The sequence below is a fragment of the Intrasporangium oryzae NRRL B-24470 genome, from assembly GCF_000576595.1.
In the GTDB taxonomy this organism is placed as follows: Bacteria; Actinomycetota; Actinomycetes; order Actinomycetales; family Dermatophilaceae; genus Intrasporangium_C; species Intrasporangium_C oryzae.
The window spans coordinates 1-24485 of sequence record NZ_AWSA01000047.1 but is presented as its reverse complement, the minus strand read 5'-3'; the positions used below and the strand labels follow the sequence as shown (position 1 = coordinate 24485).

Below are 24485 nucleotides of genomic sequence, written 5' to 3'. Positions count from 1 at the left end.
AGCGGCATACGGACGTCTCCGTCACGACGCGATGGCGCGTCTGGAGGCGTGGCCGGCGCCCGACGAGGAGCAGGATCGTCTACGCCTCGACTTCCTCGCCCATCTTCACGCGCACGAGGACGCCATGGCCAAGGGCGGCCCGCCCGCGCACCTGACCGGCGGGGTGATCGTCCTCGACGAGGCAGCCGACAACGTCCTGCTGACGCATCACGGCAAGGCGCGGCTCTGGCTGCAGTTCGGCGGTCACTTCGAGGTGGGCGACGCATCGATGTGGCACGGCGCGGTCCGTGAGGCCCACGAGGAGTCGGGGATCGCGAACCTGACAGTGCTGCCAGGCATCGTCGAGCTGAGCCGCCACGAGCTGCCCGCGGCGTTCGGCCGGTGCCGGGAGCATCTCGACGTGCGCTACGCGGCGGTGACTCCCCTCGACGGCGCGCCGTTGGTCAGCGACGAGTCCATCGACGTGCGCTGGTGGCCGACCGACCAGCTGCCCCCCGGCGCGCCGGCGGACCTCGCTCCGCTCATCCAGGCGGCGCAGCGGCTCATTCGTCGCTGAGGTCGAGCCCGGAGGCCGCCGAGACGCCCTGGAGGTAGCCGCGCGCCCGCTCCAGCCTCGGATAGGGGGCGAGCAGCGCCCAGAACTCCGGCCCGTGGCCGGGCTGGAGCAGGTGAGCGAGCTCGTGGAGCAGGACGTAGTCGACGACCCATCCCGGCATCCCCTGCAGCCGGTCAGAGAGCCGGATCGTGCCCTCCGCCGGCGTGCACGACCCCCAGCGGGAGCTCTGGTTGCCGACCCACCGCACGCTCGTGGGGACCGCTCGACCGTCGAGATAGGCCTTCGAGAGCTCGGCCGCCCGGCTCACGAGGTCGCCGTCGCTGCGCTGCCGCCGCTGCTCGGAGGCGGCCACGCGCGCCACCATCGTGCGGACCCACTCTCCCTCCTCGGCCCGGCTCATGCGGGCCGGGACGAGGACGACGAGCCGGCCCTCGTGCCGGTAGGCCGAGACGGTGCGCCGCCGTCTCGCGCTGCGGCGAACCTCGACGGGGACCCCGTCGACCACCGTCTGCACCACGTCGCGCCCCGCTCCAGCCATGAGGGCAGGGTAGGCCCCGTCGCCGACAGAGGGCGCGTGCGGCGCCGACAGAGGGCGCGTGCCGCGCCCCCGGAGGACCCCTGAGCGTCGCCGAGGCGCCCGGACCGCAGGTATCACGCGCACGGCATACCGCATCGACCACGGATCTGCCAACGGGGGATGAGCATGATTTCGTGCTCAGCGTGCTCTAGGGTGAACGGAGCCGAGGCGCCCGTCGGATGGGCGCCAGCAACAAGGAGACCACCAATGGCTGACGAGACCTACAAGGGCGAGTTCTACTGCGTCAAGTGCAAGGAGAAGCGCGAGGCCGAGGGCAAGGTTGTCGTTTCGGAGAACGGCCGCCGCATGGCCAAGGGTCAGTGCCCCGTCTGTGGCACCAACCTGAACCGCATCCTGGGCAAGGCCTGACCAGGTCGCCCCGGCGTCGCTGACGCCGGTCTTCGGAAGGGGCGGGACCTCGTGGTCCCGCCCCTTCCGTGCGTCCCGGGACCTGTGGACGAGCCGCACACCGGCGCCGGGCGCGGTGCGAGCCTGAGACCGCCGGTGTCAGGACCCACCCCTCGAGGTTTCGATGAGACGTGTGATGAGCAGCCCCGCCCCGGAGTCGCGCCCACGCTTCGCCGCGTGGCTGCGGCCCGTCGCCCGCCGTCCCGGGGAGGTCCAGTTCGGGGTGCTGCCCGACGGGCCGATCGTGACCGGCCTGACGGCGGCGGAGACCGACCTGCTCGCGCTGCTCGACGGGTCCCGTCCGGTCTCCTCGACCTACCGGGACGCAGCAAGGGCGGGAGTCCCCGCACGGCGCTGGCGCGAGCTCCTCGAGCTCGTCGCACGGCTCGGGGTGCTCGAGTCCCCGCCTCCCGAGCCGTCGTCCGCGACCGTCCGGACGCTCCCCGGGGTGGCCGGTCCGCCCTCGACTCCTCGGGCCGCCGACGTGGACGGGGCGGCCCGCCACGTCGTCGTCGATGGCGACGGCGGCCTCGTTGACGACATCGTGACCCTGGTCCGGCGTGGCGGCGTCGGGGAGATCACCCACGGCCGGCAGGCCGTCGACCATGTCATCGCCGACCCACGCACCAACCGACCCGACCTCGTGGTTCTCGTCGGGCCGGTCGCGATCGACCCGCGGCGCGGCGACGTCTGGCTCGGGCACGGGGTCCCCCACCTCCCCGTGGTGCCATCCGGTGCCCGGGTGACCGTCGGACCGCTCGTCGACCCAGGCACCGGACCGTGCCTCTGGTGCCTCGACCTGCACCGGACCGACCGCGACCCTGCGTGGCCGACGCTGATGGCCCAGCTCTGCCCGGGCGGCGGAACCGTGGTGACCGGGCCGCCGGCAGGCGGGGCCGAGCTCGACCCCGCGCTCGCCCAGCTCGTCGCGGGCAGCGTCGCGCTCCTCGCCACGCAGCTGCTCGCGGGCGCTCACCCGCCGCCTGGCGTGTCGGTCGAGGTCAGCCTGCCGTGGCCGCGGATGGACCACCGACGCTGGACGTCCCACCCACGCTGCCTTCGCCATCTCGGGGCGAGCTCGCCGGGACATGACGCCGCCTGAGGGTCAACGCTGCCCTCTCCCCTCGTCTAGAGTCGATAGCGCAGGCCGGTCGAACGGACCGGCCACGAGCCTCATGGGGTGAGCGGGTGACGGACCTTCCGCGCAAGGCGGTCGTGCGCAGCGCCAAGCTCGCCAGTGTGCCTCTGGGCATCGCCGGGCGAACGGCGCTCGGCCTCGGCAAGCGACTCGGCGGCCGACCCGCCGAGCTCGTCGCCGCCGAGCTGCAGGCCCGCACCGCCGAGCAGCTCTTCCAAGTCCTCGGAGAGCTCAAGGGCGGCGCGATGAAGTTCGGCCAGGCTCTCTCGATCTTCGAGGCGGCCTTTCCCGAGGAGCTCGCGACCCCGTACCGCGCGACCCTGACCAAGCTCCAGGACAGTGCGCCTCCGATGCCGACGAGCTCGGTGCACGGCGTGCTCCGGTCCGAGCTCGGGACCCGCTGGCGCTCGTGGTTCCGTGAGTTCGACGACACCCCGGTGGCATCCGCGTCGATCGGCCAGGTGCACCGCGGCATCTGGAAGGACGGCCGCGAGGTCGCCGTCAAGATCCAGTACCCCGGCGCGGGGGCGGCTCTCATGAGCGACATCCGGCAGATCTCCCGGGTCGCCAAGATGGCCGCCGGCTGGCTTCCCGGCATCGAGCTCGGTCCCATCCTCGACGAGCTGCGCGACCGGATGGCGGAGGAGCTCGACTACCGCCTCGAGGCGGCTTCCCAGAAGACCTTCGCCAAGGCCTTCCGCGACGACCCGGAGTTCCGGATCCCGGAGGTGCTCAAGGGGACCGAGCACGTGATCGTCTCCGAGTGGCTCGACGGCGTCCCCCTCTCGCAGATCATCCGTGACGGCACCACGGAGCAGCGCGACACGGCATCCCAGCTCTACCTCGAGTTCCTCCTCGCCGGGCCGGCCCGGGCCCGGATGCTCCATGCCGACCCGCACCCCGGCAACTTCCGCATCACCCCCGACGGCAAGCTCGGGGTCATCGACTTCGGCGCGGTCAACCACCTGCCCGACGGGATGCCCGAGGAGATCGGGCGCCTGCTCACCGCGGGCCTCGAGGGCGGGGCCGAACCGGTGCTGGAGGGGCTGCGCGAGATCGGCTTCGTCAAGGAGTCCATCGACATCGACGCCCAGCGGCTGCTCGACTACCTCGAGCCGTTCCTGGCGCCGTTCCGCTCCGACGAGTTCACCTTCAGCCGGGCCTGGCTGCGCAGCGTGTTCGCCCACATCAACGACCCCCGACAGCCCAACTACTCGGTCGCCTTCAAGCTCAACCTGCCTCCCGAGTACCTCCTCATCCATCGGGTCTGGGGCGGCGGGATCGGCGTGCTCAGCCAGCTCGGTGGAACCGTCCGCGGCCGTGCCGCGATCGACGAGATGCTGCCGGGCGCGCACCTGCCTCCCATCGGGGAGTCCGTCACCGGGAGCGCCTGACCCGCGACTGCGGCCTCACCACCAGCTGGGGTCGAGCTTCCCCTCGATGGCGCGGACGTGCTCTCGGCTGCACCGCTCACACGTCCACACGGTCCGCCCGGACTCGGTTCCGCGGCTCCAGGTCAGCCGCGCCCTCCCCTCGTCGTCGGGTGTCGCACCGCACGTCGAGCAGACCAGGGGCTTCGTCTCGGAGGTGCTCATCGGGTTCTCCCTTCCTCCCTTCGAGTATCCGCCGCCTGCGGGATGTCTCGAGATCGACTCACCGACCCCGGACAAACGAAACCGCGGGTGACGTTCGCGTCACCCGCGGCTCGCTCACTCGATTCAGTTGTGGTGCAAGGTGCCCCATCGGGCTCGTCATCACTGGTCGCGGTGACGTCGGCTGGCGCGGATCTGCAGCGTGATCAACCGTGCGCTGCGACGGATGCCGCTGCGGTCCTGCTGGTGGCTGCGCTGCTGGATCTGGTGTCGGGCCAGCATCTCGAGCTGTTCCATGGTGTTCTCCTGGTCTGGATGGTTCGTGCTGGGTGATTGGTGTCGTGCTGGTCATGCGTGGTCATGTGGCTCTCAGGCGGCCACGGGGTGCTTGCGGGGGCGACCGCGAGGCCGCTTCCGGGCGACGATGGCTCCCTGGACGAGCAGCTGCCCGCCCCAGACGCCCCAGGGCTCCTGGCGCTCGAGGGCGCCGGCGAGGCACTGGATCCGCGCGGGGCAGAGCCCGCACAGCGTCTTCGCGAACTCGACGTCCTCAGGACGCTCGGCGAACCACAGCTCTGCGTCGTAGTCGCGGCAGGGGATCGTCTCGCCGATCTCCTCGGCCTCTGCCCTCATGTCGAGCAACTCGCTCAACTGCATCGTTCTCACCTCCGTCTCGGGTGCGGCCTGATCGAGGCGCACCTGCTCACTCGTGTCGGTCTGTGCTCGGGACCGAAGGTCCGCGCCGGTGGTGCGCGTCTCGGTCCTGTTGCTCGGCATCCGGGGAGTCATGGTTTCCCGTATCTGTCTGGCACCGGTCTGGTGCGTGTTCCTGTGATGAGTGGTGGAGCGGCACTTTTTGAGACAGAAGCTGTCTGGACAAACAAGAAGGCCGCGGACCCGGTGATGTCGGGTTCGCGGCCTTGGAGGTGAGGCTTGAGGTCCAAATCAGACCGGTGGCCTCCCGAGGCGGGAGCGAGCGACATCGAAGGTCTTGAGGGTCGTGACGACGACAGAGGTGTCCCCCTGCGCCGGGGCGCCAAAGCCGCTGAGGGCAGCGCCGCGGTAGGCGGCGATGGACACAGTGGTCCCCTGGCGGTCTGCACGGTCGGCGACGAGGAGGTGGCTGACCGGACGCGGACGCACGGAAACGACGCAGGCTGCTGCGTTCGTCATCATCGTGGTGTTGTTCATGTCGCCGACCTCCTCACTTCTCATCGCGCGCCCCAGCTGGTCACCTGAACCACTGGGCTTGACTCCGACAAGAGTACGCGGCCCGCGCGCGAGCGAACAACTCATTTATCGGGGAATTTCCGAACTCTTTTCAGGCATCTCCACCGACGCCGGAATTCCTTGTGGCAGAACGGCTTTCGAGCAACTCGTGCGGCTCGGAGCCGCCCAGGATCGCCAGCACGTCGGCGCCGTACTGCTCGATCTTGCGGGCGCCGACCCCGCTGATCGTCGCGAGAGCGGCCTGGTCGGAGGGCTCGCTCTCGGCGATCGCCGTGAGCGTCGCGTCCGTGAAGACGACGTATGCCGGGACGCTCGCCTCGCGGGCCACGGCGAGCCGCCAGGCGCGCAGGCGCTCGAACGTGGCCTCGTCGTAGCTCGGCGGGCACTCGTCGCAGCGGCCGGTCTTGCGCTGCGCGGCGGTGACGAGCTCGGCCCCGCAGCCGCGACAGTGCGCGATCCGCGCGACCTTCGGTGCGGACCGGCGCACGCCGCCGGCGGGCGCGTCGCTCCGCGCCCCCTGGCCGAGGATCCCGGCCGCGGGTGCAAGGAACCGCGAGACACGCCGGGTCGCCCTCGCGCCCGGCGTTCGCGCGCCCGACCACGAGAGGAACAGCTGGCGGCGGGCCCTGGTGAGCCCGACGTAGAGAAGGCGCCGCTCCTCCTCGACCGCATCGGGACCTTCGGCCATCGAGATCGGGATGAGCCCGTCGGACGCGCCGACGAGGAAGACGGTGTCCCACTCGAGGCCCTTCGCGGCATGGAGGCTCGCGAGGGTCACCCCCTGCACCGCCGGTGCATGCTGCTCGGCTGCCCGCCGGTCGAGCTCGGCGACGAGCTCGGGCAGGCGCGCCTGCGGGACCGCGGCGGCCAGGTCGTCGGCGAGGGTGGCGAGGGCCGTGAGCGACTCCCAGCGCTCACGCGTCGCGCCGCCGCTCGAGGGAGGCTCCGGCGACCATCCGGCTCCGGTGATCACGTCACGCACGAGGTGCCCGAGGGGCTTGTCGCCGTCGTCGCTGCGCGCGGCTCCGCGCAGCAGCAGGATCGCGTCGCGGACCTCCTTGCGGGCGAAGAAGCGCTCCCCGCCGCGGACGAGGTAGGTGACGCCGGCGTCGGTGAGCGCCGCCTCGAAGGCCTCGGACTGGGCGTTCGTCCGGAAGAGCACGGCGATCTCGGAGGCCGGATGTCCCCGGTCGACGAGGCGACGAACCTGGGCCGCCACGCCCGCAGCCTCGGCCTGGTCGTCGGGATGGGCCGTGAGGACGGGATCGGGACCGGGCTCGCCCTGAGCCGTGAGGCGGACAGCCCCGTCGCGAGCCGCGGCGACCCCCGACGCGACGACGGTGTTGGCGAGGGCCACGATCTGTGGGGAGGACCGGTAGTTGCGCACGAGCCGGACGACGCGCGCACCACGGAACCGCTGGGGGAAACCGACGAGGTGCTTGGGGCTGGCGCCGGTGAAGGAGTAGATCGTCTGCGCCGGGTCGCCCACGACGGTGAGGTCGTCGCGCTCGCCGAGCCACAGGTCGAGGAGCCGCTGCTGGAGCGCGTTGACGTCCTGGTACTCGTCGACGACGAAGTGGCGGTACTGGCCCCGGACCGTCCGCGCGATGTCGTCGCGCTCGTCGAGGATGCCGACGGTGAGGAGCAGGACGTCCTCGAAGTCGATGACGCCGCGCCGCTCCTTCACCTCCTCGTAGGCCTCGTAGAGCCGCGCCATCCCGGTGAGGTCGACACCGGGCGGCTCGCGGCGGGCGGCCCGGGCCCCCGCCGCGTAGGACTGGGGCGTGAGGAGGTTGACCTTGCTCCACTCGATCTCGGCGGCGAGGTCGCGAATCGTCGTGCGGTCGAACTGCATCCGCAGCCGACCAGCCGCCTCGGCGACCGCCTGAGCCTTGTGGCTCATCACCTCGGGCGCCGCACCGCCGATGGCCTGGGGCCAGAAGAAGTGGAGCTGGCGCAGCGCGGCGGCGTGGAAGGTCCGCGCCTGCACGCCCTGCACGCCGAGACCGCGGAGGCGGGTGCGCATCTCACCCGCCGCGCGGGCCGTGAAGGTCACCGCGAGCACGCGCTGCGGCTGCACGACACCGGAGTGGACGGCATACGCGATGCGGTGGGTGATGGCGCGCGTCTTGCCCGTGCCGGCGCCGGCGAGGACGCAGAGGGGCCCGGGCGGGGCGGAGGCGACCTCACGCTGCTCGGGGTCGAGCGCGGCCAGGACCTCGTCGGGCGTGATCTCGGCGCTCAGGACGAGCTCCCCTTCGAGGCCCTCGCGTGGGCGGCGATGACCCGCTCGGCGTGGTCGGGGACGTAGGTCTGGATCTCCTGCGGAGGGCGGACGTAGCCATGCGCCGCGGGGCGCTTCGGGATCGGAGGTACGACCGGCTCGAGCGGCTCGTGCGGGATCGACGTGAGCAGGTGGTGCATGACGTTGAGGCGGGACCGCCGCTTGTCCTCGGACTCGACGACGAACCACGGCGCCCACGGCTTGTCGGTGGCCTGCATCATCCGGTCCTTGGCCTGGGAGTAGTCCTCCCACCGGGTGATCGACTCGAGGTCCATCGGGGAGAGCTTCCAGCGGCGCATGGGGTCCTTGGCCCGGGACCGGAAGCGGTGCTCCTGCTCGACGTCGGACACGCTGAACCAGTACTTGCGCAGGATGACCCCGTCGTCGACGAGCATGCGCTCGAGGAGGGGCGCCTGGACGAGGAAGCGTTCGTACTCCTCGTCGGTGCAGTAGCCCATCACCCGCTCGACACCGGCGCGGTTGTACCAGGACCGGTCGAACAGGACGATCTCGCCGGCCGACGGGAGGTGCTCGACGTAGCGCTGGAAGTACCACTGGGTCTTCTCGCGCTCGCTCGGCGCGGGGAGCGCCGCGATGCGCGCCCAGCGGGGGTTGAGGTACTCGGTGATCCGCTTGATGGCCGAGCCCTTGCCTGCGGCGTCGCGGCCCTCGAAGACGATGACGACGCGCTGGCCGGTCGCCCGCACCCACTCCTGGAGGCTGACGAGCTCGGCCTGCAGCCGCTTGAGCTCGTGCTCGTAGAGGCCCACGTCCATTCGTCGCGCCCGATTGGCGGCCTGCTTGCCCATTGGGACATCCTTGCATCGAGAGCCGACGCCCCACCATCGAGGAGAGACCGTGCCGACATCCGACCCGGAGACCGCCGCACCCCAGGCCGCAGGCGCGCCCGACGCCGTCGAGGCTCCAGCGGCCGCCTCCGTGACGCCGCAGGAGGGCTCGGTGACGATGTTCACCACGGGGTGGTGCGGCTACTGCGCGCGGCTCAAGAGCCAGCTCACGCGGGCCGGGGTCCCCTTCACGGAGATCGACCTCGAGGCGGCTCCGGAGCACATCGGCTTCGTCGAGGAGGTCAACGGCGGCAACCGGACGGTCCCGACCGTCGTCTTTCCCGACGGCACGTCGGCGACGAACCCCTCGCTCGCGGAGGTCCGTGAGCGCCTCGCCGCCTGAACCGCCCGCCTCAGAAGCCGGTGGCCCGCGGCGCCACCGACTCCACCGTCTGGCCCAGCCAGTGCTCGATGATCCGCTTGGCGATCGAGATGCCGCTCGGCGTGCGGATCTGGCCTGACCGGAGCAGCTCGCGGTATGCCGCGCGCGTGACCCACCGTGCCTCCGCCATCTCCGTCGCGTCGAGCGTGAGGTCGGTCTGTCGCGTCGTCGCGGCGAACCCGATCATGACCGAGGACGGGAAGGGCCACGGCTGGTTGCCGAGGTAGCGGACGTCGTCCACCACGATGCCGACCTCCTCGAGGACCTCGCGCGCGACGGCCGCCTCGAACGACTCCCCCGGCTCGACGAACCCGGCGAGGACGGAGAAGCGGCCCTCGGGCCAGTGCGCGCCGCGGCCGAGCAGGAGGCGGTCGTCGGCGTCGACGACGGACATGATGACCGCCGGGTCGGTGCGCGGGTAGTGCTCGGTGCCGTCGGCCGGGCATCGCCGGACCCACCCGGCCTGCGTCGGCTCGGTCGGGTGGCCGCAGCGGGGGCAGTGCCGGTGCGCCGCGTGCCAGTTGGCGAGCGCGACCGAGGTCGTCACGATGCCCGCGTCACGGTCGCCGAGCCCCGCGCCCGACTCACGGAGCGTCAGCCAGCGCGGGCCGTCACCGGGCACCCCGCCGTCGCGCAGGTTCGCGAGAGCGACCGGGTCCTCGGGTCCGATCACGGCGACGTATGCCGTCCCGCCGGGGTCGCGGCCCAGATGGACTCCCAGCAGGGCCGCGTCCCCGACGTCCGGAGCCCGCGTCACGAGGGCGAGCCCGGTCGGACCTCCGGTCTCGACGAGGAGCCGGTCGCCCCGGACCTCGACTACGCGGGTGTCGGCGCGGTCGAGCAGCCGCGCGACGAGGTCAGGGTCGCGTCGCTCGTGGGCCGATCGGTCGAGCCCGGCCCGGGAGAGGGCGAGGTCGGTCAGCGTGGCATCGATCGCGGGCACCCCTTCACCCTAGGACTCCCAGGACCGGCCCGCCCCGCCGTGGTCAGCCTCGACGCGGTGCGCGGGCCGTGCCTCCCACGATCGGCCGCGGGCTCGCCCTACCGTTGAGAGATGACCCGGAGCCCGCTCGTCCTCGCCGCCCTCGCGAGCGCCGCCGTGCCCGGCCTCGACCCCGTGTCCGTCGAGGGGGTCCGCGTCCACGAGGGCGACCTCTATGAGCTCGCGCACGTCCAGGACAGCCAGGACCGGCGGTGGGTGGTCCGGGCGCCGCGCACCCAGGCCGCCGGCGCGATGCTCGAGGACGTGGCGTCCCTGAACTCCCTCCTCGACCGTCGCCTCGACGTCGCCGTCCCCGTCGTCCGCGGACTGGCGGTCGTCCCCGAGGGCCGCGCGGCCGTCTACCCGCACCTGGCCGGACTACCGCTCGACTTCGCTGCTCTCCCCCCGGGAGACCTCGCCGCCGAGGTGGGTCGCGTCCTCGCCCACATCCACAACATCGAGCACGTCCTCTTCGACGAGGCGGGCCGACCGGTCTACGACGCGGAGTCCCATCGCCGCCGCCAGCTCTCCGAGCTCGACCGTGCCGCCGGCACCGGACACGTCCCGACCAGCCTGCTCACCCGGTGGGAGCAGGTCATCGAGGACGTCTCCCTCTGGCGCTTCGCCCCCACGCCCGTGCACGGGTCGTTCACCGGTGCCCATGTGCTCGCGTCGTTCGACGACGACGACGCCTCGGCAGGCCACGTCCGGGCCGTCCTCGCCTGGGAGGAGTCGAGGATCGGCGACCCCGCCGACGACTTCTCCGAGCTCAGTGCCCTGGCCTCCGGCGAGGCCCTGGCCGACGTGCTCGAGGCCTACACCCAGTCCCGGGTCGAGCCCCCCGACCCGCACCTGGCCCGCCGGGCCAGGCTCGCCGCGGAGCTGACCCCAGTCCGGATGCTGCTGCGCGCCCACGCGTCCGGCGAGCGCCGACTCCTCGACGCCGCGGCAGACGAGCTGCGCCGGCTCGACGAGCGCCTGTCGTCCGAGGCCGAGCAGCCACCCGCCGCTCGTTCGTCCGCCCCGGAGAGCGGCCACGGCGCCGCCGCTGAAGACTGTCAGGGAGTGCCGGAGGCGACTGCCGCGTCGACCCCCGGAAGCGGGGCGGCCTCCGGCTCTCCCGCCGCCGTCGCCACGACCTTCCCGGACCGCGAGGAGGACAAGACGCCGATCGAGGCGGCGTCCGAGGCGGAGTCCGAGGCGGAGGTCGCGGCCGAGGTGCCGGGGCCCCGCCGCGTCATCACGCACCACGGAGCGACCCAGCTGCTGCCGGTTGGAGGGCCCTCCGGGGAGGCGTCGGGTGATGAGGCCACCGATGAGCCTGCCTCCGGTCGGCAACCAGCCCGTCCGCAACCAGCCGGGGAGCAGTCCGCCGGGGAGCCGGACCCCCAGCGACCAGCGGCACAACAGCCGGCCGCAGAGCAGCCGCCCGCAGAGCAACCGGCCGCAGAGCAACCACCCGCGGAACCGGCGCCCGGTGGACAGCCGCCTGGCGAGCGGCGGGCCGGTCTGTCGGTCGCACCCGAGGTCACCGAGCGTGCCGACGAGGACGGCGACGGACTGCTCGACCTGCACGAGGGAGCGTCCGACTTCGTGCCGGTCGAGCCGCGCCAGGCCCGCAGGGCCGCCGACTGAGCCTCGGTGGGCGTCAGACGGGGAGGGTCTGGAGCAGGCCGGACAGCGTCGCCTCATCGGGGACCTCGGGTCGCACCGTCACACCCTCGGCGGCGTAGTAGAACGCCGCATCGACGCGCGACGGGTCGACACCTCTGAGGCGGGCGTAGGCCAGCGCGTAGGCCCCGAGCTGGACGGCGCGGACCTCGGCCTCGCGGCCCGACGGCCGGACGCCCGTCTTCCAGTCGACGACGGTCCAGCCCCCGTCAGCGCGGGGGAAGACCGCGTCGATCCGTCCGCGGACCGCGATGCCGTCGATGATCGTCTCGATCGACATCTCGATCTCCTCCGGCATCCGGTCGACCCACTCGCTCTGGAGGAAGAGCTCCTTGAGCCGCGCGAGGGAGACGTCGCTCGCGGCCTCCTCGTCGGCGCTCCCGGGGAGGTCGAAGACGTCGACGATCGCCGCCCTGGCGTAGTGCTGTTCGATCCAGGCGTGGAAGGCCGTGCCCTGGCGGGCGGCGACCGCCGGCGGCCCGGGCATGGGACGCCGGAGCGTCATGGCGAAGGCCTCGGGATCGCGCGCGAAGGAGACCACGGCGGAGGCCGACAGGTGGCGTGGCACGTCGACGACGACATCGCCCCGACCTCGGCGTCCCGCCTCCTCGGCCAGGAGCAGCCGCAGGTCGTCGTGCCGCGGGTCCCCCACGGCGACGGAGAGGTCGGCCGAGGTGCCGAGCTCGACGAGCCGGTCGACCACCCGCGCGAGCTCGACCCGTCGGGCGCCCATCGGGTCGTACGGGAACTCGGCCGCGACGGCGTGCGCGAGAAACGGGTTGTCGGGGGCGACGGGGCGGCCCTTGTCGTCCGTGACGGGTTCGGGGTCGGGGGCCCACGTGGTCGTGACGAGGCGCGCACCGAGGGCGAGCCGGATCTCGCGCAGGAAGCGCGACTCGACCGAGAGGCCCTTCTTCGTCGCTCCCCAGAAGTGGGTGGAGAGGAGCATCGCGGACCGCGCCCGCGTGAAGGCCACGTACGCGAGACGGCGCTCCTCGGCGATCGCGTGGGCCCCGCCGTCGAGGGCGAAGTCGTCGACGGCCCGGCCGAGGGCCTTGCGGTCGGGGGCACCGCGCCAGTCGAGGTGCGGCAGCCCGTCGCGGTCGCCACGCAGGTCGTAGGGGACGGAGTCGATGCCGGTCAGCCAGCCGAAGTCCTTGGGTTGCCCCGTGCAGGACCACTCGCCGTCGACGAGTCCGACCGTGGTCGCCTTGTGGTCGGGGAAGACCGACTCGACGAGGGCCGGCACGGCGACGAGGTCCCATTCGAGCCCCTTGGCGGCGTGGATCGTCAGGACCTGCACCGCGTCGGCGTCCGTCTCGACGTGGCCGGCGTCGAGCCCGCGCTCCTGCTCGCGGGCGGCCTCGAGCCAGCCGAGGAAGCCGGCGAGCGTCGGCCGGTCGGAGCTCATCGCGAAGCGCGCGGCGACGTCGGCGAAGGCGTCGAGGTGGACCCGCGCCGTCGACGCCGTGTGCTCAGGGCGGGAGAGCACCTCGATGTCGAGACCGACCGCACGCTCGGCTTCCGACACGAGGTCGACGAGCGGCAACGCGGTCATCCGCCGCAGCCCCGCGAGCACGTCGGACAGCGCGGAGAGCCGGGAGAGTGCACCGTCGCTGATCGTGACGCCGCCGTGACCGACCCAGCCCGGTCTCGGCAGCTCGCCGAGCGCCTCGACGAGCGTCGCCGTGTCGGCGCTGTCGGCGGCGAGGTCGGCCGTATGCCGCTCGGCCGCGTCGGCGGACCCGCCGGCGTCGTCGTCGGGTTCGAGCAGGGCCACGGCGCCCTGCACGCGCTCCGGCTCGGCACGGCCGGTGTCGAGGGCGAGCATCGGCTGGACGGCCGGCGCCCGCCCGACGCGCCACGGCCGGGCGTGGAGCTCCTTGGCCCAGGCCCACAGCCCGTCGAGGTCGGCGGTGCCGAGACGGGCGACGGGGCCGGTCAGCAGGCGCATGAGCTGGTCACCGCGCGACGGGTCCTGGACGACCCACAGGGTCGCGACGAGGTCGCCGATCTCGGGGGTCATGAGCAGTCCCCCGAGGCCGACGACCTCGACCGGGAGCCCGCGAGCCCGAAGCGCATCGATGACGAAGGGGAAGTGGGAGCGCCGCCTGCAGAGGACGGCCGCGGTCCGACCGGTGCGCCGGCCTGACGGGCTGCGCCACCCGGAGGCGACCCAGTCGGCGACATGAGCGGCCTCGTCCTCGATCGAGGCGAGTCGAGCGACGGCGATGGAGCCGCCTCCGGCCCCGGGCCGGGCCGTCAGCGGTTCGACGTGGGCGGCAGCGAGGGGCGCCGCGGTGATGTTGGCGGCGTCGAGGATGAGGGCGTCGTTGCGCCAGCTCGTCGAGAGGGGCAGGACCGCTGCGGGCCCGGTCTCGTCGGCGAGCTCGGCCGGGAAGCGCGCGAGGGTCGTCGCGCTCGCACCCCGCCAGCCGTAGATCGACTGGTTGGGGTCGCCGACGGCGGTGAGCGCGACCGGCTCGCTCCCGCCGTGGAAGAGCGAGCGCAGCAGGGAGAGCTGCGCCTCGGAGGTGTCCTGGAACTCGTCGAGGAGCACGGCCCGGAAGCGCGCCCGCTCGACCTCGCCGACGTGGGCCACCGAGCCGGACAGCCGGGCCGCCACCGCCATCTGGTCGGCGAAGTCGAGCGACTCCTTCTCGCGCTTGAGGTCGAGGTAGCGCTTGACGATCGGCAGGACGGCGCGTCGCTCGCGGAGCACGGCGAGGGCGTCGCGGACACCGGTCAACGAGCCCCGCCCCTCTCCGTCCGGGAGCGCCTCGATGCGCCCGATGACCTCGTCGAGGTGGGCGAGGACCTCGTCGGGAGTGCGCACGTGCTCGGCCATCTCGCCGGCGAGGGACATGACGGCGTCGATCACCGTCGACTCCGCCTTGGTGACCTCGTCCATCGGCCCGTCGTAGCGGCTCACGGCCTCGGCGGCGAGCTGCCAGGCGCCGGCCTCGGTGAGCATGCGGAACTCGGGCTCGATGCCGACCCGGAGGGCGTGCTCGCGCACGAGGCGACCGGCATACGCGTGGTAGGTCGATACGGTGGGCGTGCCGCCGAGGACCTCTGCGCCGGTGCCGTCGTCGGCGGGTGGGGTCCAGAGACCCGCGCGGACGAGGGCGCGCAGGCGCTGGGTGATGCGCTGCGAGAGCTCGGCGGCCGCCTTGCGGGTGAACGTGAGCCCGAGGACCTGGTCGGGCTCGACGAGCCCGTTGGCCACGAGCCAGACGACGCGCGCGGCCATCGTCTCGGTCTTGCCCGAGCCCGCGCCGGCGACGACGAGCAGGGGCCGGGGACCGGACTCGATGACGGCCTGCTGTTCGGGCGTCGGCTCGGGCTTGTCGAGAGCACGGGCGATGTCGAGAGCGGAGTAACGCGGGCTCACAGGGCCTCTCCCTCCGGCTGTACCGGGCACGACGCAGTGAGCGCGCACGTCTTGCACCAGCTGCCCTGGGTCGCGGTGAAGGTCGCCGCGCCCATCCCCTCGGCCGTCGCCTCGACGAGGGCGCGCGCCCAGCCGGGGTCGGGCGTCCGACCGAGAGCCTGCTGCTCCTGGACGCTGGGGCGCAGACCGGTGAGCCCGGCCTTGCCGATCTGGACGAGCGCGGCCCCCGAGCTGACGGTGCCGAGCTCGGCGAACCCGCCGGCCTCGACCGCCACCTGGTAGGTCCCGAGCTGGCCGTGGCTCTCGATCTCGCGGGCGGCCGGCTTGCTCCGCCCGGTCTTGAGGTCGATGATCCGCAGCCCGCCGTCGTGGTCCTGCTCGATCCGGTCGACGCGGCCGCTCACGAGGGCGCGGCCGACGACGACGCGGAAGTCGACCTCGACGCCCGCTCGCTCCCAGCCCTCCGCAGCCGCCATCGAGCGGTATGCCGCGTAGCGGGCGACCATCTCATGGGCCTCCTTGCGCTTGCGCTCGGTGACCCAGCCGGGGGGCAGGCCGAGGCGCCCCCAGCGGGCATCGACCTCGGCGCGCAGCTCGTCGAGCGGCGCGTCGGGCAGCTCGGCGACGATGTCGTGGACGAGGGTGCCGATCGTCGCGGCACCCTGGGACGGGCCCTCCCCGCCGACGGCGGTGAGGAACCAGCGCAGGCCGCACTGGCCGAAGTACTCGACCTTGGACGGCGAGACCTTCACGAGCTCGTCCTCGCCCCGGACCGGCCGGTCGGACGTGAGGGTGCGCAGGGCCCACCACGTCGACGGGTCGGCCCCTCGGACGCCGGCCCGGGCGGCCCGGGCGAGCAGGGCGATCGCCGGCTCCGCCACGCCCGGGTCGGGGTCGACCGCCTCGCGGCGCAGCTCGCCGACGAGCCCGGTCAGCGTCATCGCCCGGCCAACCTCGGTGTGGGCGCGGACCTCGTCGCCCAGCCCGGCGCCGGACTCGTCCCCGAGCGGGTCGATGACGTCGAGGTAGACGGAGGGCTGCTCGTCCTCGTTGCCGACCGCAGTGACGAGGAGCCGCTCGGTCGCTCGGCTCACCGCGACGAGGAAGAGGCGGGTCTCGTCGTAGCGGACGGCTGCCTGGGCCGCCCGGAGGCTGCGCGGCCGGCCCGAGACGACGTCGACGAGGTCCTCGGAGCCGAGGATCGACCCCCGGAGGCGCAGGTCGGGCCAGACCCCCTCCTGCACCCCGGCCACGACGACGATGCGCCACTCCCGGCCGGCCGCCGACTGCGGCGTGAGCAGCTCGACGGTCGCCCCCGACTGTGCGCGCGCGACGAGAGTGTCACCGGGCACGTCCTGCCCGGTGATGTGGTCGAGGAACTGGTCGGGACCCGCCTGCGGGAGCCGGTCGACGAACGAGCCGGCGGCGTCGAAGAGCGCGAGCACGGCGTCGAGGTCGCGGTCGGCCCGGTCGGACCCCGGCCCACCACTGAGCGCGGTGCGGCGCCAGGCCTCGGCAACGCCGGCTCCCTGCCAGATCGCCCAGAGGACGTGCTCGGCGGTGACCCCCGGGGCCCATCGACCGTCGGTGGTGACGCGTGCAGCCCGCACCCCCGCCTCGATCGCCTCGGCGATGCGCGCTGCCGCGCGGGCCGGCGAGCCCATGAGGCGCGCGCGGGCCGGCTCCTGGAGCAGCTCGGCGAGCAGCTCGTCGCTCGACCGCGCGCCCCCCGACGCGAGCTCGGCCTGGCGGAGCAGGCGCCGGAGCCGGCGCAGGCTCACCGCGTCGGCCCCGCCCACCGGCGAGAGGACGAGGTCGGCGGCGACCTCAGGGTCGATGAGGTGTGCGCCGCCCCGTCCCTCGGCCCGGGCGATCGCGAGCGACTCGCCGAGGATCGCGAGGAGCGGCCGGACGGCGGTCTCGTCGCGGACGGGGGTCTCGGTCGTGGCGCTCGCCACGGGGACGCCGGCCGCCCCGAGCATGCGGCGCAGGGTCGCGGCGCGACCCGAACCGCGGACGATCACCGCCATCTCGTCCCACGGGACGCCCTCGGCGAGGTGGGCCCGCCGGAGCACCGAGCCGATGTGGCTCGCCTCCTGGGAGACCGACCGAAGCAGCGCCACCTCGAACACGCCGCCCTCACGCGACTGCGCAGCGCCACGCTGCGCTCCGCCGCCGAGTGCTCCGATGCGTCGAGCCACGCGGTCGGCCGCGAGGGCGAGCCGGGACGGCAGGCGGTGGGTCGTCCGGAGCACCACGGTCTCGCGACCCGACCCGGCGGCCTCGGGAAGACGGGCCGGCCCGGACACCGACAGGTCGGCCCACCGGTCGGCGAGGAACCGGGGGTCCGCGCCGCGGAACGTCTGGACCGCCGCATCGGGGTCGCCGAGCAGGACGATCCGGGGGACCGCGGGAGCGAGCACGCCGAGCAGGCGTCCGGCCGCGGACGTGACCTCCTGGGTGTCGTCGACGACGACGAGACCGAGCCGGTCGCCGAGGCGGTCGAGCGCCTCGTCGTCCTCCTCGAGCAGATCTGCAGCCGCGGTGAGCACCCAGGCCGGGTCGAACGAGCCGTGCCGGCTGAAGGACGTCACCTCGTCGTACTCCCGGAGCACGTGCGCGGCCGCGACCCATTCGGGCCGGTCGTGGTCGAGCCCGAGGGCGTGCAGCTGGTCGGGACCCTGGCCGTGCTCGACGGCGCGCATGAGCAGGTCGCGCAGCTCGTTGCGGAAGCCTCGCGTGCCGAGCGCGTCACGGACCGACTCGGGCCAGTCGGGTCCGGGTGCGTCCCCCGCGGCGTGCCCGGCGAGCAGGTCGCGCAGGATGACGTCCTGCTCGGGACCGTTGAGCAACCGGGGAGGCGGGTCGCCCCGGAGCGCCGCCTCGGCCCGGAGGATGCCGAACCCGAACGCCTGCCACGTGCGGGCGAGCGACTGGGTCGACGTCCCGTCGAGGCGCGCCGTGACCCGTTGGCGCAGCTCCGCCGCCGCCGCCCGGGTCGAGGTCAGCACGAGGCAGCTGTCGGCGCGGGCACCGGCCTCGACCGCGGCGACGACGAGCTCCACGGCGAGCGTCGACTTGCCGGTGCCCGGCCCTCCGAGCACACGCAGCAGGGGGGCCGACGAGTCCCGCGCGGCCTGCTGGCTCGCATCGAGCTCGACCCGCTCGGGGACGAGGGCGGGGGCGCGACGGAGGATGACCACGGAGGGATTCCATCACGCCGTCCCGACACCCGGCACCGTCGCGCGCACAGTCGAGAGAACCCTCGAGGACCCCGGCGGCGCCCGCCCCGGCTGTCCCGTGGCACGCCCGCCCGGCGGCATACGCGACGGGCGTGGACCTCAGCCCGCGACGAGCTCGACCTCGAAGCCCTCCCCGCTCTCGAGATAGGCGGCGTAGTGGTCGGGACCGCCCGCGTAGGGATGACGGTCGGCGAAGAGGAGCGACCACCCGTGGGCGGCGCACTCGGCGACGACGGCGTCGACCTCGTCTCGCGAGCCGGCGTGGAACGCGAGGTGGTTGAGCCCCGCCCGGCGCCGCTCGTGGCGGCCGGGGACGACGTCGGGGCCGGCCTCGACCACGATGTAGAGGCTTCCGAGCTCCCAGGCCCGGCCGTGTCCCCAGTCGTCGCCCAGGCGGTACCCGAGCCGACGGAGGAGCCAGTCCCACTCGCGCCCGGCGGCGGCGATGTCGTCGACCCAGATCTCGACGTGGTGCAGGCTCCCGCGACCATCCGGCGCGGCCGCTCCGGCCTCCTCGACGTCCCAACGGGCCAGCCGCATGTCCACCCGGCCGCCCTCGACCAGCCCCCGGACCATCGGCGTCCCCTCGGCGCGCCAGTGCTCGATGGCGGTGGCCTCGTGCCCCTGTGGAGGCCGTCCGTCGGACCGGATCACCCGCCACCACGGCACGTCGGAGCCGTATCGGCTCATCACCGTGCCGACGTTGCGGGCTCCGCCCTCCCCCAGCCGCTTCGCGATGTCGCCGTAAGCGAGCACGCGGCCGGACGGGATCCGGGCGACGAGGTCGAGGACGCGCTCGGCATACTCCTCCACCGACACGGCGGGTTCCCTTCCGTCAGGACTCCGGCCGCCCTCGTCGGTCAGTACTCGGGCTGGCTCGGGTCGATCTCACGCAGGTACGCGAGTATGCCGCCCTCGACGTTGGCGACGTCGGTGAGGCCCGCGCGCAGCGCGAGACGCGTCGCCTCGGCCGAGCGCGCCCCGACCTTGCAGTGGATGAGGACGCGCCGGTCTCGGGGCAGCTGCCCGAACGCCTCCCCGGAGCGGAACTCGTCGAGGTGAATCGGCACGGCCCCCGGGATCGAGGCGATCGCGCGCTCCTCCTCACCGCGGACGTCGACGAGGAGGGGCGGCTGCGCGCCGTGCAGCTCGTCGACCATCTCCCGGACGGAGACGACCGGGAGGTCGCCCTCGGTCTGGGTCGCGGGCGCGCCCGGGACCCCGCAGAACTCGACGTAGTCGATGAGCTCGGTGATCGTCGGCGACTCGCCGCAGACCGGGCAGCCGGGGTCGGCGCGCACGGTCAGCGTGTCCCACGTCATGCGCAGCGCGTCGTGGACGAGGAGGCGCCCGGTGAGCGGCTCGCCGAGGCCGAGGAGCAGCTTGACCGCCTCCGTCGACTGGACCGAGCCGATCGCCGCGCAGAGGACGCCGAGGACCCCGCCCTCGGCGCAGCTCGGCACCGACCCGGGCGGCGGCGGCTCGGGGAAGACGCACCGGTAGCACGGCCCGTGGCCGGCCCACCACACCGAGACCTGCCCGTCGAAGCGGAGGATCGAGCCCCAGACGTGCGGCTTGCCGAGCAGGACGCAGGCGTCGTTGACGAGGTAGCGCGTCGGGAAGTTGTCGGTCCCGTCGACGACGAGGTCGTAGCCGCCGATGATCTCGAGGGCGTTGGACGAGTCGAGCGTGACGTCGTGGCGCACGAGGGTGACGTGCGGGTTGACCCGGTGGACGGCCGCCTCGGCCGACTCGGTCTTGGGGCGCCCGATGTCGGCGTCGGAGTGGATGACCTGGCGGTGCAGGTTGGTCAGCTCGACGACGTCGGCGTCGACGACCCCGATGGTGCCGATGCCGGCGGCCGCGAGGTAGAGGAGCGCGGGCGAGCCGAGGCCTCCGGCGCCGACGACGAGGACACGCGCCGCGGAGAGCCGCTCCTGCCCTTCCCGGCCGACGCCGGGGATGAGGACGTGCCGGGCATACCGGGTGACCTCGGGCCCCGACAGCGGCCGGCCCGTCTTGACCAGCGGATCGATCGGCATGCCGCCACCGTACGCCTCGGTAGGGTGGGAGACGACAACGTCGTCCTCACGATCGAGGCCGGCACCAGCACCAAAGGATTCGGATGTCCGACGCGATCCCCGCTCCCGGCCGTGGCCAGCGACTGCCCCGCTCCGAGCGCCGCGCCCAGCTCCTCGAGGCCGCGCTCGGCGCCTTCGTCGAGAACGGCTACCACTCCGCCGCGATGGACGACATCGCCGCCCGCGCCGGGGTCTCCAAGCCCGTGCTCTACCAGCACTTCCCGGGCAAGCTCGAGCTCTACCTCGCGCTCATCGACCGGCACACGAGCGAGCTCGAGGAGCTCGTTCGCGACGCCCTCGCCCTGTCGGACAACAAGGCGCGCATCAACACCATGGTCAACGCCTACTTCGACTTCGTCGGCCAGGAGGGCGCGGCCTTCCGGCTCATCTTCGAGTCCGACCTCGCCAACGAGCCGGAGGTCCGCAAGCGGCTCGACCAGATCGACCTCACCTGCGCCCAGGCGATGGCCGACATCATCCGGAGCGAGACGTCGATGGACCAGGAGGAGGCCGTCCTCGTCGGCGTCCAGCTCGTCGGTCTCGCCCAGACGTCGGCCCGCTACTGGCTGACGCACGAGGCGACGATCTCCAAGGGGACGGCGGTGCGCATCACCGGCGCGCTCATCCGCCGCGGCATCGGCGCCTTCCCCGCCGTCGACCGGCCGAGCGACCGGGCGAGCGATCGGGCGAGCGCCCCGAAGGGCGACCGTCCCGACAGCGCGCCCCGGGAATCCGTCGCCACCCCCGCTGGTTAAGGTGGGCGACGGGACAGTCCCGACAGACGGAGAAAGTGGGTTTGACGTGGAGGTTCGCATCGGCGTGCAGCACGTGTCACGCGAGATCACCTTCGAGACGACGCTGAGCGCCGACGAGCTCGCGGCGGCCGTGAAGACGGCCCGCTCGTCCGAGTTCCTCGAGCTGACCGACGACAAGGGCGGGCGGATCATCGTCCCCAGCGCGTCGCTCGGCTACGTCACGACGGGTGCCGAGCGCAAGGGCGGCGTCGGCTTCGGCGCTCACTGACGCGCCACCGGCATACCCTGGCCGGGCATTTCCTCCGTGCCTCCGGCGCGTGGGCCCGACACGGCGCGTGGGTAAGTGGTTGAGTAGAGACGGATCGGGTTCGCCGGTCCGTCACCGCCCGACCCCGGGCCTGTAAGGAGGAAACAGCAGAGATGTTTCAGACCATCCTCATGGCTCTCGTTGCCGGTGCCATCGTCGGACCGCTCGCGCGGCTCGTCCTGCCCGGACGTCAGTCGATCAGCGTGCTCATGACCGTGATCCTCGGAGCCATCGGCTCGGTCATCGGCGCGTGGATCTACTACCTGCTCTCGGGCAAGTCCGACACGGGAGGCATCGACTGGATCTCCGGGCTCATCGGCGTCATCGTCGCCGCGGCGCTCATCGTCGGCTACGGCATGATCACGGGTAACAAGCAGACCCGCTGACCATCCATCTGGAGAAAGGCCCGACCATCCTTGGTCGGGCCTTTCGCTTGTCCCGCAACGGATCTCGTATGCCGCGGTGCCGGGTGTCGCTCACCGCGCGCGCACGCGTCAGGCAGAGAGGCCGAGCCGCTCCATCCGTCGGGTGTGCTCGTCGGTGAGCCGGACGAACATGCGACCGAGCTCGGCGAGGTCGGCACCGCCGCCGCCGGGGCCGCCGACGAGCAGGCCGGAGAGTGCGTCGCGCTCGACCCCGACGCGCTGGGCCTGGGTGATCGCCTCGCCGACGAGGCGTCGACCCCACAGGGCGAGCCGCCCGGCGACCCGCGGGTCCTCCTCGATGGCCTCGCGGACGACCGCGACGGCGAAGTCGGCCTGCCCGGTGTCCTCCAGAACGGTGAGGACGAGGGCCCGGGTGTCGGCGTCGACATACCTTGCGACCTCCCGGTAGAAGTCCTGGGCGATGCCCTCGCCGACGTACGCCTTGACGAGCCCCTCGAGCCATCCGGACGACGCGGTCCGCTCGTGGAAGGCGTCGACGGCCTCGACGAAGGGCTGCATGGCCGCCTCGGGCTCGAGACCGAGGGACTCGAGCCGCTGGGTCAGCAGGCTGAAGTGGTTGAGCTCGTGGGCCGCGAGCGTGGCGAGCTGCGACTTGTGGCGCAGGGTGGGCGCCAGCTCGGCGTCGCGGGCGAGCTGCGAGAAGGCGCGCAGCTCGCTGTACGCGAGGACCCCGAGCAGGTCGCCCACCGCCTCGAGGTAATCGGGCTCGAACACGGCGGCGACCGGGCGGGCCTCGGGGGCCGCGCCGGCTGGGGTTGGCGTCCCCAGGCGGGTGTCGTCGGGGAGGGCGGGGCCGGGCTCGTCGCTCATGCGCACCAATCTAGTGATCGGAAAAGGGGCCGGAGCGTCGATGCCGGTAGAGTGGGGGGGACAACTCGGTGCCCGGTCGGCCCGATGGTTTGCCCTACTGGCGCCCCGCGAGCTCGCGGCGCACCGGTGGCCCCGCCCCCGGCGGGTGACCACACTCCTTCATGACACTCCCCGATCGGCCCGTCACGAGACACTGAGCTCCCGCCTCCGCGGGGTGCTCGTGCTGATCGAGAGACACACATGACGCACGACATCGAGACCCCGGCCGAGGCCGGGGCCGCCGGGTCGGCCGCGGACGCCGCGACGACCGACGCTCCCACCGACACCACCCCCGAGACCACCACTACCGAGACCACTGCAGCCACCCCGGCTCCGGAGGTCACCTTCGCCGACTTCGACGTCCACCCCGACATCGTCGCCTCGCTCGCCGACACGGGGATCATCCACCCCTTCCCGATCCAGGCCATGACCCTGCCGGTTGCCCTCGGCGGGCACGACATCATCGGCCAGGCCAAGACCGGAACCGGCAAGACGCTCGGTTTCGGCGTGCCGATCCTCAACCGGGTCGTCGCGCCGTCGGACGAGGGCTTCGCTTCGCTGGCCCGTCCGGGCAAGCCGCAGGCGCTGGCCGTGGCTCCGACGCGTGAGCTCGCCGTACAGGTCGCCGGCGACCTTGAACGGGCGGGCAAGCGGCGCGGCATCCGCGTCCTCACGGTCTACGGCGGCCGTGCCTACGAGCCGCAGATCGAGACCCTCCAGCGGGGCGTCGAGGTCGTCGTCGGCACCCCTGGGCGCCTCATCGACCTCGCGAAGCAGGGTCACCTCGACCTCTCGCAGGCCAAGATCGTCGTGCTCGACGAGGCCGACGAGATGCTCGACCTCGGCTTCCTGCCCGACGTCGAGACGCTCATGTCGCTGACTCCGGCCAGCCGCCAGACGATGCTCTTCTCGGCGACCATGCCGGGCGCCATCGTCGCGCTCGCACGCCGCTACATGACCCAGCCGACCCACATTCGCGCCATGGGTGATGACACCGAGAACGCCCACACGGTCAAGGCCGTGGAGCAGTTCGTCTACCGCGCCCACGCGATGGACAAGGTCGAGATGCTCTCGCGCATGCTCCAGGCCCGCGGCCGGGGCCTGACGATCATCTTCAGCCGGACGAAGCGGACCGCGGCCAAGGTCTCGGACGAGCTCGTCGAGCGCGGGTTCGCGGCGGCGGCCATCCACGGCGACCTCGGGCAGGGCGCGCGGGAGCAGGCCCTCCGGGCGTTCCGCAACGGCAAGGTCGACATCCTCGTGGCGACGGACGTGGCCGCACGCGGCATCGACGTCGACAACGTCACGCACGTCATCAACTTCCAGTGCCCCGAGGACGAGAAGACCTACGTCCACCGGGTGGGCCGCACCGCCCGCGCCGGCAACACCGGCATCGCCGTGACCTTCGTCGACTGGGACGACCTGCACCGCTGGGCCCTGATCAACAAGGCCCTCGACCTCGGGATCCCCGAGCCGCAGGAGACCTACTCCTCGTCCGACCACCTCTTCACCGACCTCGACATCCCGACCGACGTCAAGGGCTACCTGCGCAAGTCGCAGCAGACCCGGCAGGGCCTCGAGGCCGAGACGATCGAGGACCTCGGCGAGACCGGCAAGCGCCACGGCCGGAGCGGTGGTGCAGGCGCTCGCGACGCCGGTCGTGGCGGGCGGGACGGCGCCCGCGGCCACGACAACCGCCGCGCGCGTGAGGCGGGCGAGGACGCCGAGGCCGCCGAGGGCGAG

At 73.0% G+C, this 24485-nt stretch carries 23 protein-coding genes; 10 read left to right on the top strand and 13 right to left on the bottom strand.

Features of this window, described 5'->3' with window-relative positions; all coding sequences use genetic code 11:
* Positions 1 to 31 precede the first annotated feature (31 nt).
* Positions 32 to 556 carry an NUDIX hydrolase gene (locus tag N865_RS17365; protein ID WP_034808659.1) on the top strand — a complete coding sequence of 175 codons (525 nt, stop codon included), beginning with the start codon at positions 32 to 34 and terminating at the stop codon, positions 554 to 556.
* Here the strand turns inward: N865_RS17365 and N865_RS17360 are convergent.
* Positions 543 to 1094 (bottom strand): M48 metallopeptidase family protein, encoded by a 552-nt coding sequence (locus tag N865_RS17360; RefSeq protein WP_051510882.1) that lies wholly within the window; start codon positions 1092 to 1094, stop codon positions 543 to 545. The two genes, N865_RS17365 and N865_RS17360, sit on opposite strands and share 14 nt — an antisense overlap.
* Positions 1095 to 1340: 246 nt before the next feature.
* Between N865_RS17360 and N865_RS23090 the strand changes: the two genes are divergently transcribed.
* The 3 genes from N865_RS23090 (at position 1341) to N865_RS17350 (ending at position 4073) form a co-directional block, all read left to right on the top strand.
* Positions 1341 to 1502, top strand: a complete 162-nt coding sequence (locus N865_RS23090) for a DUF5679 domain-containing protein (protein WP_013493366.1) — start codon at positions 1341 to 1343, stop codon at positions 1500 to 1502.
* A 175-nt stretch (positions 1503 to 1677) separates the two neighbouring features.
* Positions 1678 to 2643 (top strand): hypothetical protein, encoded by a 966-nt coding sequence (locus N865_RS21965; RefSeq protein ID WP_051510880.1) that lies wholly within the window; start codon positions 1678 to 1680, stop codon positions 2641 to 2643.
* 86 nt (positions 2644 to 2729) lie between these two features.
* On the top strand, positions 2730 to 4073 hold the full coding sequence (locus tag N865_RS17350; RefSeq protein ID WP_034808655.1) for an ABC1 kinase family protein: 1344 nt from the start codon (positions 2730 to 2732) through the stop codon (positions 4071 to 4073).
* A 15-nt stretch (positions 4074 to 4088) separates the two neighbouring features.
* Here the strand turns inward: N865_RS17350 and N865_RS17345 are convergent, their stop codons facing one another.
* The 6 genes from N865_RS17345 to ppk2 all read right to left on the bottom strand — a co-directional run bounded on the left by N865_RS17345 (position 4089) and on the right by ppk2 (position 8594).
* On the bottom strand, positions 4089 to 4274 hold the full coding sequence (locus tag N865_RS17345; protein WP_034808654.1) for a hypothetical protein: 186 nt from the start codon (positions 4272 to 4274) through the stop codon (positions 4089 to 4091).
* 159 nt (positions 4275 to 4433) lie between these two features.
* Positions 4434 to 4568, bottom strand: a complete 135-nt coding sequence (locus N865_RS23755) for a hypothetical protein (RefSeq protein ID WP_281173511.1) — start codon at positions 4566 to 4568, stop codon at positions 4434 to 4436.
* 72 nt (positions 4569 to 4640) lie between these two features.
* Complete coding sequence (locus tag N865_RS17340; protein WP_034808680.1) at positions 4641 to 4928, bottom strand: WhiB family transcriptional regulator; 288 nt, start codon at positions 4926 to 4928, stop codon at positions 4641 to 4643.
* Between the two features lie 288 nt (positions 4929 to 5216).
* Positions 5217 to 5462, bottom strand: a complete 246-nt coding sequence (locus N865_RS17335; RefSeq protein ID WP_034808652.1) for a hypothetical protein — start codon at positions 5460 to 5462, stop codon at positions 5217 to 5219.
* Between the two features lie 130 nt (positions 5463 to 5592).
* The gene (locus tag N865_RS17330) at positions 5593 to 7734 is read right to left on the bottom strand and encodes an ATP-dependent DNA helicase UvrD2 (protein WP_245603825.1); all 2142 of its coding nucleotides are present in this window, start codon (positions 7732 to 7734) and stop codon (positions 5593 to 5595) included.
* Positions 7735 to 7742: 8 nt separating this feature from the next.
* Positions 7743 to 8594 carry a polyphosphate kinase 2 gene (gene ppk2, locus N865_RS17325; protein WP_245603823.1) on the bottom strand — a complete coding sequence of 284 codons (852 nt, stop codon included), beginning with the start codon at positions 8592 to 8594 and terminating at the stop codon, positions 7743 to 7745.
* Between the two features lie 157 nt (positions 8595 to 8751).
* Here ppk2 and N865_RS17320 point away from each other — a divergent pair, with 157 nt between their 5' ends.
* Positions 8752 to 8976 carry a glutaredoxin domain-containing protein gene (locus tag N865_RS17320; RefSeq protein WP_051510887.1) on the top strand — a complete coding sequence of 75 codons (225 nt, stop codon included), beginning with the start codon at positions 8752 to 8754 and terminating at the stop codon, positions 8974 to 8976.
* A 10-nt stretch (positions 8977 to 8986) separates the two neighbouring features.
* Here N865_RS17320 and nudC read toward each other — a convergent pair whose 3' ends face one another.
* On the bottom strand, positions 8987 to 9958 hold the full coding sequence (gene nudC, locus N865_RS17315; protein WP_051510877.1) for an NAD(+) diphosphatase: 972 nt from the start codon (positions 9956 to 9958) through the stop codon (positions 8987 to 8989).
* 111 nt (positions 9959 to 10069) lie between these two features.
* Here nudC and N865_RS17310 point away from each other — a divergent pair, with 111 nt between their 5' ends.
* Positions 10070 to 11632 (top strand): phosphotransferase, encoded by a 1563-nt coding sequence (locus N865_RS17310; protein ID WP_034808650.1) that lies wholly within the window; start codon positions 10070 to 10072, stop codon positions 11630 to 11632.
* A 13-nt stretch (positions 11633 to 11645) separates the two neighbouring features.
* On the opposite strand, the gene N865_RS17305 is transcribed toward N865_RS17310, so the two are convergent.
* The 4 genes from N865_RS17305 to moeB all read right to left on the bottom strand — a co-directional run bounded on the left by N865_RS17305 (position 11646) and on the right by moeB (position 20346).
* Positions 11646 to 15062 carry an ATP-dependent helicase gene (locus N865_RS17305; protein WP_245603822.1) on the bottom strand — a complete coding sequence of 1139 codons (3417 nt, stop codon included), beginning with the start codon at positions 15060 to 15062 and terminating at the stop codon, positions 11646 to 11648.
* Complete coding sequence (locus N865_RS17300) at positions 15059 to 18265, bottom strand: ATP-dependent helicase (protein ID WP_034808649.1); 3207 nt, start codon at positions 18263 to 18265, stop codon at positions 15059 to 15061. The genes N865_RS17305 and N865_RS17300 overlap by 4 nt, the downstream gene beginning before the upstream one ends.
* A 138-nt stretch (positions 18266 to 18403) precedes the next feature.
* Positions 18404 to 19123 carry an MGMT family protein gene (locus N865_RS22370; protein WP_084328337.1) on the bottom strand — a complete coding sequence of 240 codons (720 nt, stop codon included), beginning with the start codon at positions 19121 to 19123 and terminating at the stop codon, positions 18404 to 18406.
* 41 nt (positions 19124 to 19164) lie between these two features.
* Positions 19165 to 20346: a molybdopterin-synthase adenylyltransferase MoeB gene (gene moeB, locus N865_RS17290; protein WP_034808647.1), complete on the bottom strand. Its 1182-nt coding sequence runs from the start codon at positions 20344 to 20346 to the stop codon at positions 19165 to 19167.
* Positions 20347 to 20429: 83 nt separating this feature from the next.
* On the opposite strand from moeB, the gene N865_RS17285 reads away from it, so the two are divergent.
* From N865_RS17285 to N865_RS17275, 3 genes are all read left to right on the top strand, one after another.
* Complete coding sequence (locus tag N865_RS17285) at positions 20430 to 21140, top strand: TetR/AcrR family transcriptional regulator (protein ID WP_034808646.1); 711 nt, start codon at positions 20430 to 20432, stop codon at positions 21138 to 21140.
* A gap of 46 nt (positions 21141 to 21186) precedes the next feature.
* Positions 21187 to 21408, top strand: a complete 222-nt coding sequence (locus N865_RS17280) for a DUF3107 domain-containing protein (protein WP_034808644.1) — start codon at positions 21187 to 21189, stop codon at positions 21406 to 21408.
* A gap of 152 nt (positions 21409 to 21560) precedes the next feature.
* The gene (locus N865_RS17275; protein WP_034808643.1) at positions 21561 to 21833 is read left to right on the top strand and encodes a GlsB/YeaQ/YmgE family stress response membrane protein; all 273 of its coding nucleotides are present in this window, start codon (positions 21561 to 21563) and stop codon (positions 21831 to 21833) included.
* Positions 21834 to 21941: 108 nt separating this feature from the next.
* Here the strand turns inward: N865_RS17275 and N865_RS17270 are convergent, their stop codons facing one another.
* The gene (locus N865_RS17270) at positions 21942 to 22703 is read right to left on the bottom strand and encodes a ferritin-like fold-containing protein (RefSeq protein ID WP_034808663.1); all 762 of its coding nucleotides are present in this window, start codon (positions 22701 to 22703) and stop codon (positions 21942 to 21944) included.
* A gap of 240 nt (positions 22704 to 22943) precedes the next feature.
* On the opposite strand from N865_RS17270, the gene N865_RS17265 reads away from it, so the two are divergent.
* A partial coding sequence (locus N865_RS17265) for a DEAD/DEAH box helicase (protein WP_034808642.1) occupies positions 22944 to 24485 on the top strand: 1542 nt, incomplete at its 3' end.

Bases quoted from the DNA above. Each gene is read 5' to 3' on its own strand.
- N865_RS21965 (WP_051510880.1), top strand. From the start codon at position 1,678: ATGAGCAGCCCCGCCCCGGAGTCGCGCCCACGCTTCGCCGCGTGGCTG.
- N865_RS17310 (WP_034808650.1), top strand. From the start codon at position 10,070: ATGACCCGGAGCCCGCTCGTCCTCGCCGCCCTCGCGAGCGCCGCCGTG.
- N865_RS17360 (WP_051510882.1), bottom strand. From the start codon at position 1,094: ATGGCTGGAGCGGGGCGCGACGTGGTGCAGACGGTGGTCGACGGGGTC.
- N865_RS23090 (WP_013493366.1), top strand. From the start codon at position 1,341: ATGGCTGACGAGACCTACAAGGGCGAGTTCTACTGCGTCAAGTGCAAG.
- N865_RS17320 (WP_051510887.1), top strand. From the start codon at position 8,752: ATGTTCACCACGGGGTGGTGCGGCTACTGCGCGCGGCTCAAGAGCCAG.
- N865_RS17270 (WP_034808663.1), bottom strand. From the start codon at position 22,703: ATGAGCGACGAGCCCGGCCCCGCCCTCCCCGACGACACCCGCCTGGGG.
- N865_RS17285 (WP_034808646.1), top strand. From the start codon at position 20,430: ATGTCCGACGCGATCCCCGCTCCCGGCCGTGGCCAGCGACTGCCCCGC.
- moeB (WP_034808647.1), bottom strand. From the start codon at position 20,346: ATGCCGATCGATCCGCTGGTCAAGACGGGCCGGCCGCTGTCGGGGCCC.
- N865_RS17275 (WP_034808643.1), top strand. From the start codon at position 21,561: ATGTTTCAGACCATCCTCATGGCTCTCGTTGCCGGTGCCATCGTCGGA.
- N865_RS23755 (WP_281173511.1), bottom strand. From the start codon at position 4,568: ATGGAACAGCTCGAGATGCTGGCCCGACACCAGATCCAGCAGCGCAGC.
- N865_RS17365 (WP_034808659.1), top strand. From the start codon at position 32: ATGGCGCGTCTGGAGGCGTGGCCGGCGCCCGACGAGGAGCAGGATCGT.
- N865_RS17340 (WP_034808680.1), bottom strand. From the start codon at position 4,928: ATGCAGTTGAGCGAGTTGCTCGACATGAGGGCAGAGGCCGAGGAGATC.
- N865_RS17335 (WP_034808652.1), bottom strand. From the start codon at position 5,462: ATGAACAACACCACGATGATGACGAACGCAGCAGCCTGCGTCGTTTCC.
- ppk2 (WP_245603823.1), bottom strand. From the start codon at position 8,594: ATGGGCAAGCAGGCCGCCAATCGGGCGCGACGAATGGACGTGGGCCTC.
- N865_RS17345 (WP_034808654.1), bottom strand. From the start codon at position 4,274: ATGAGCACCTCCGAGACGAAGCCCCTGGTCTGCTCGACGTGCGGTGCG.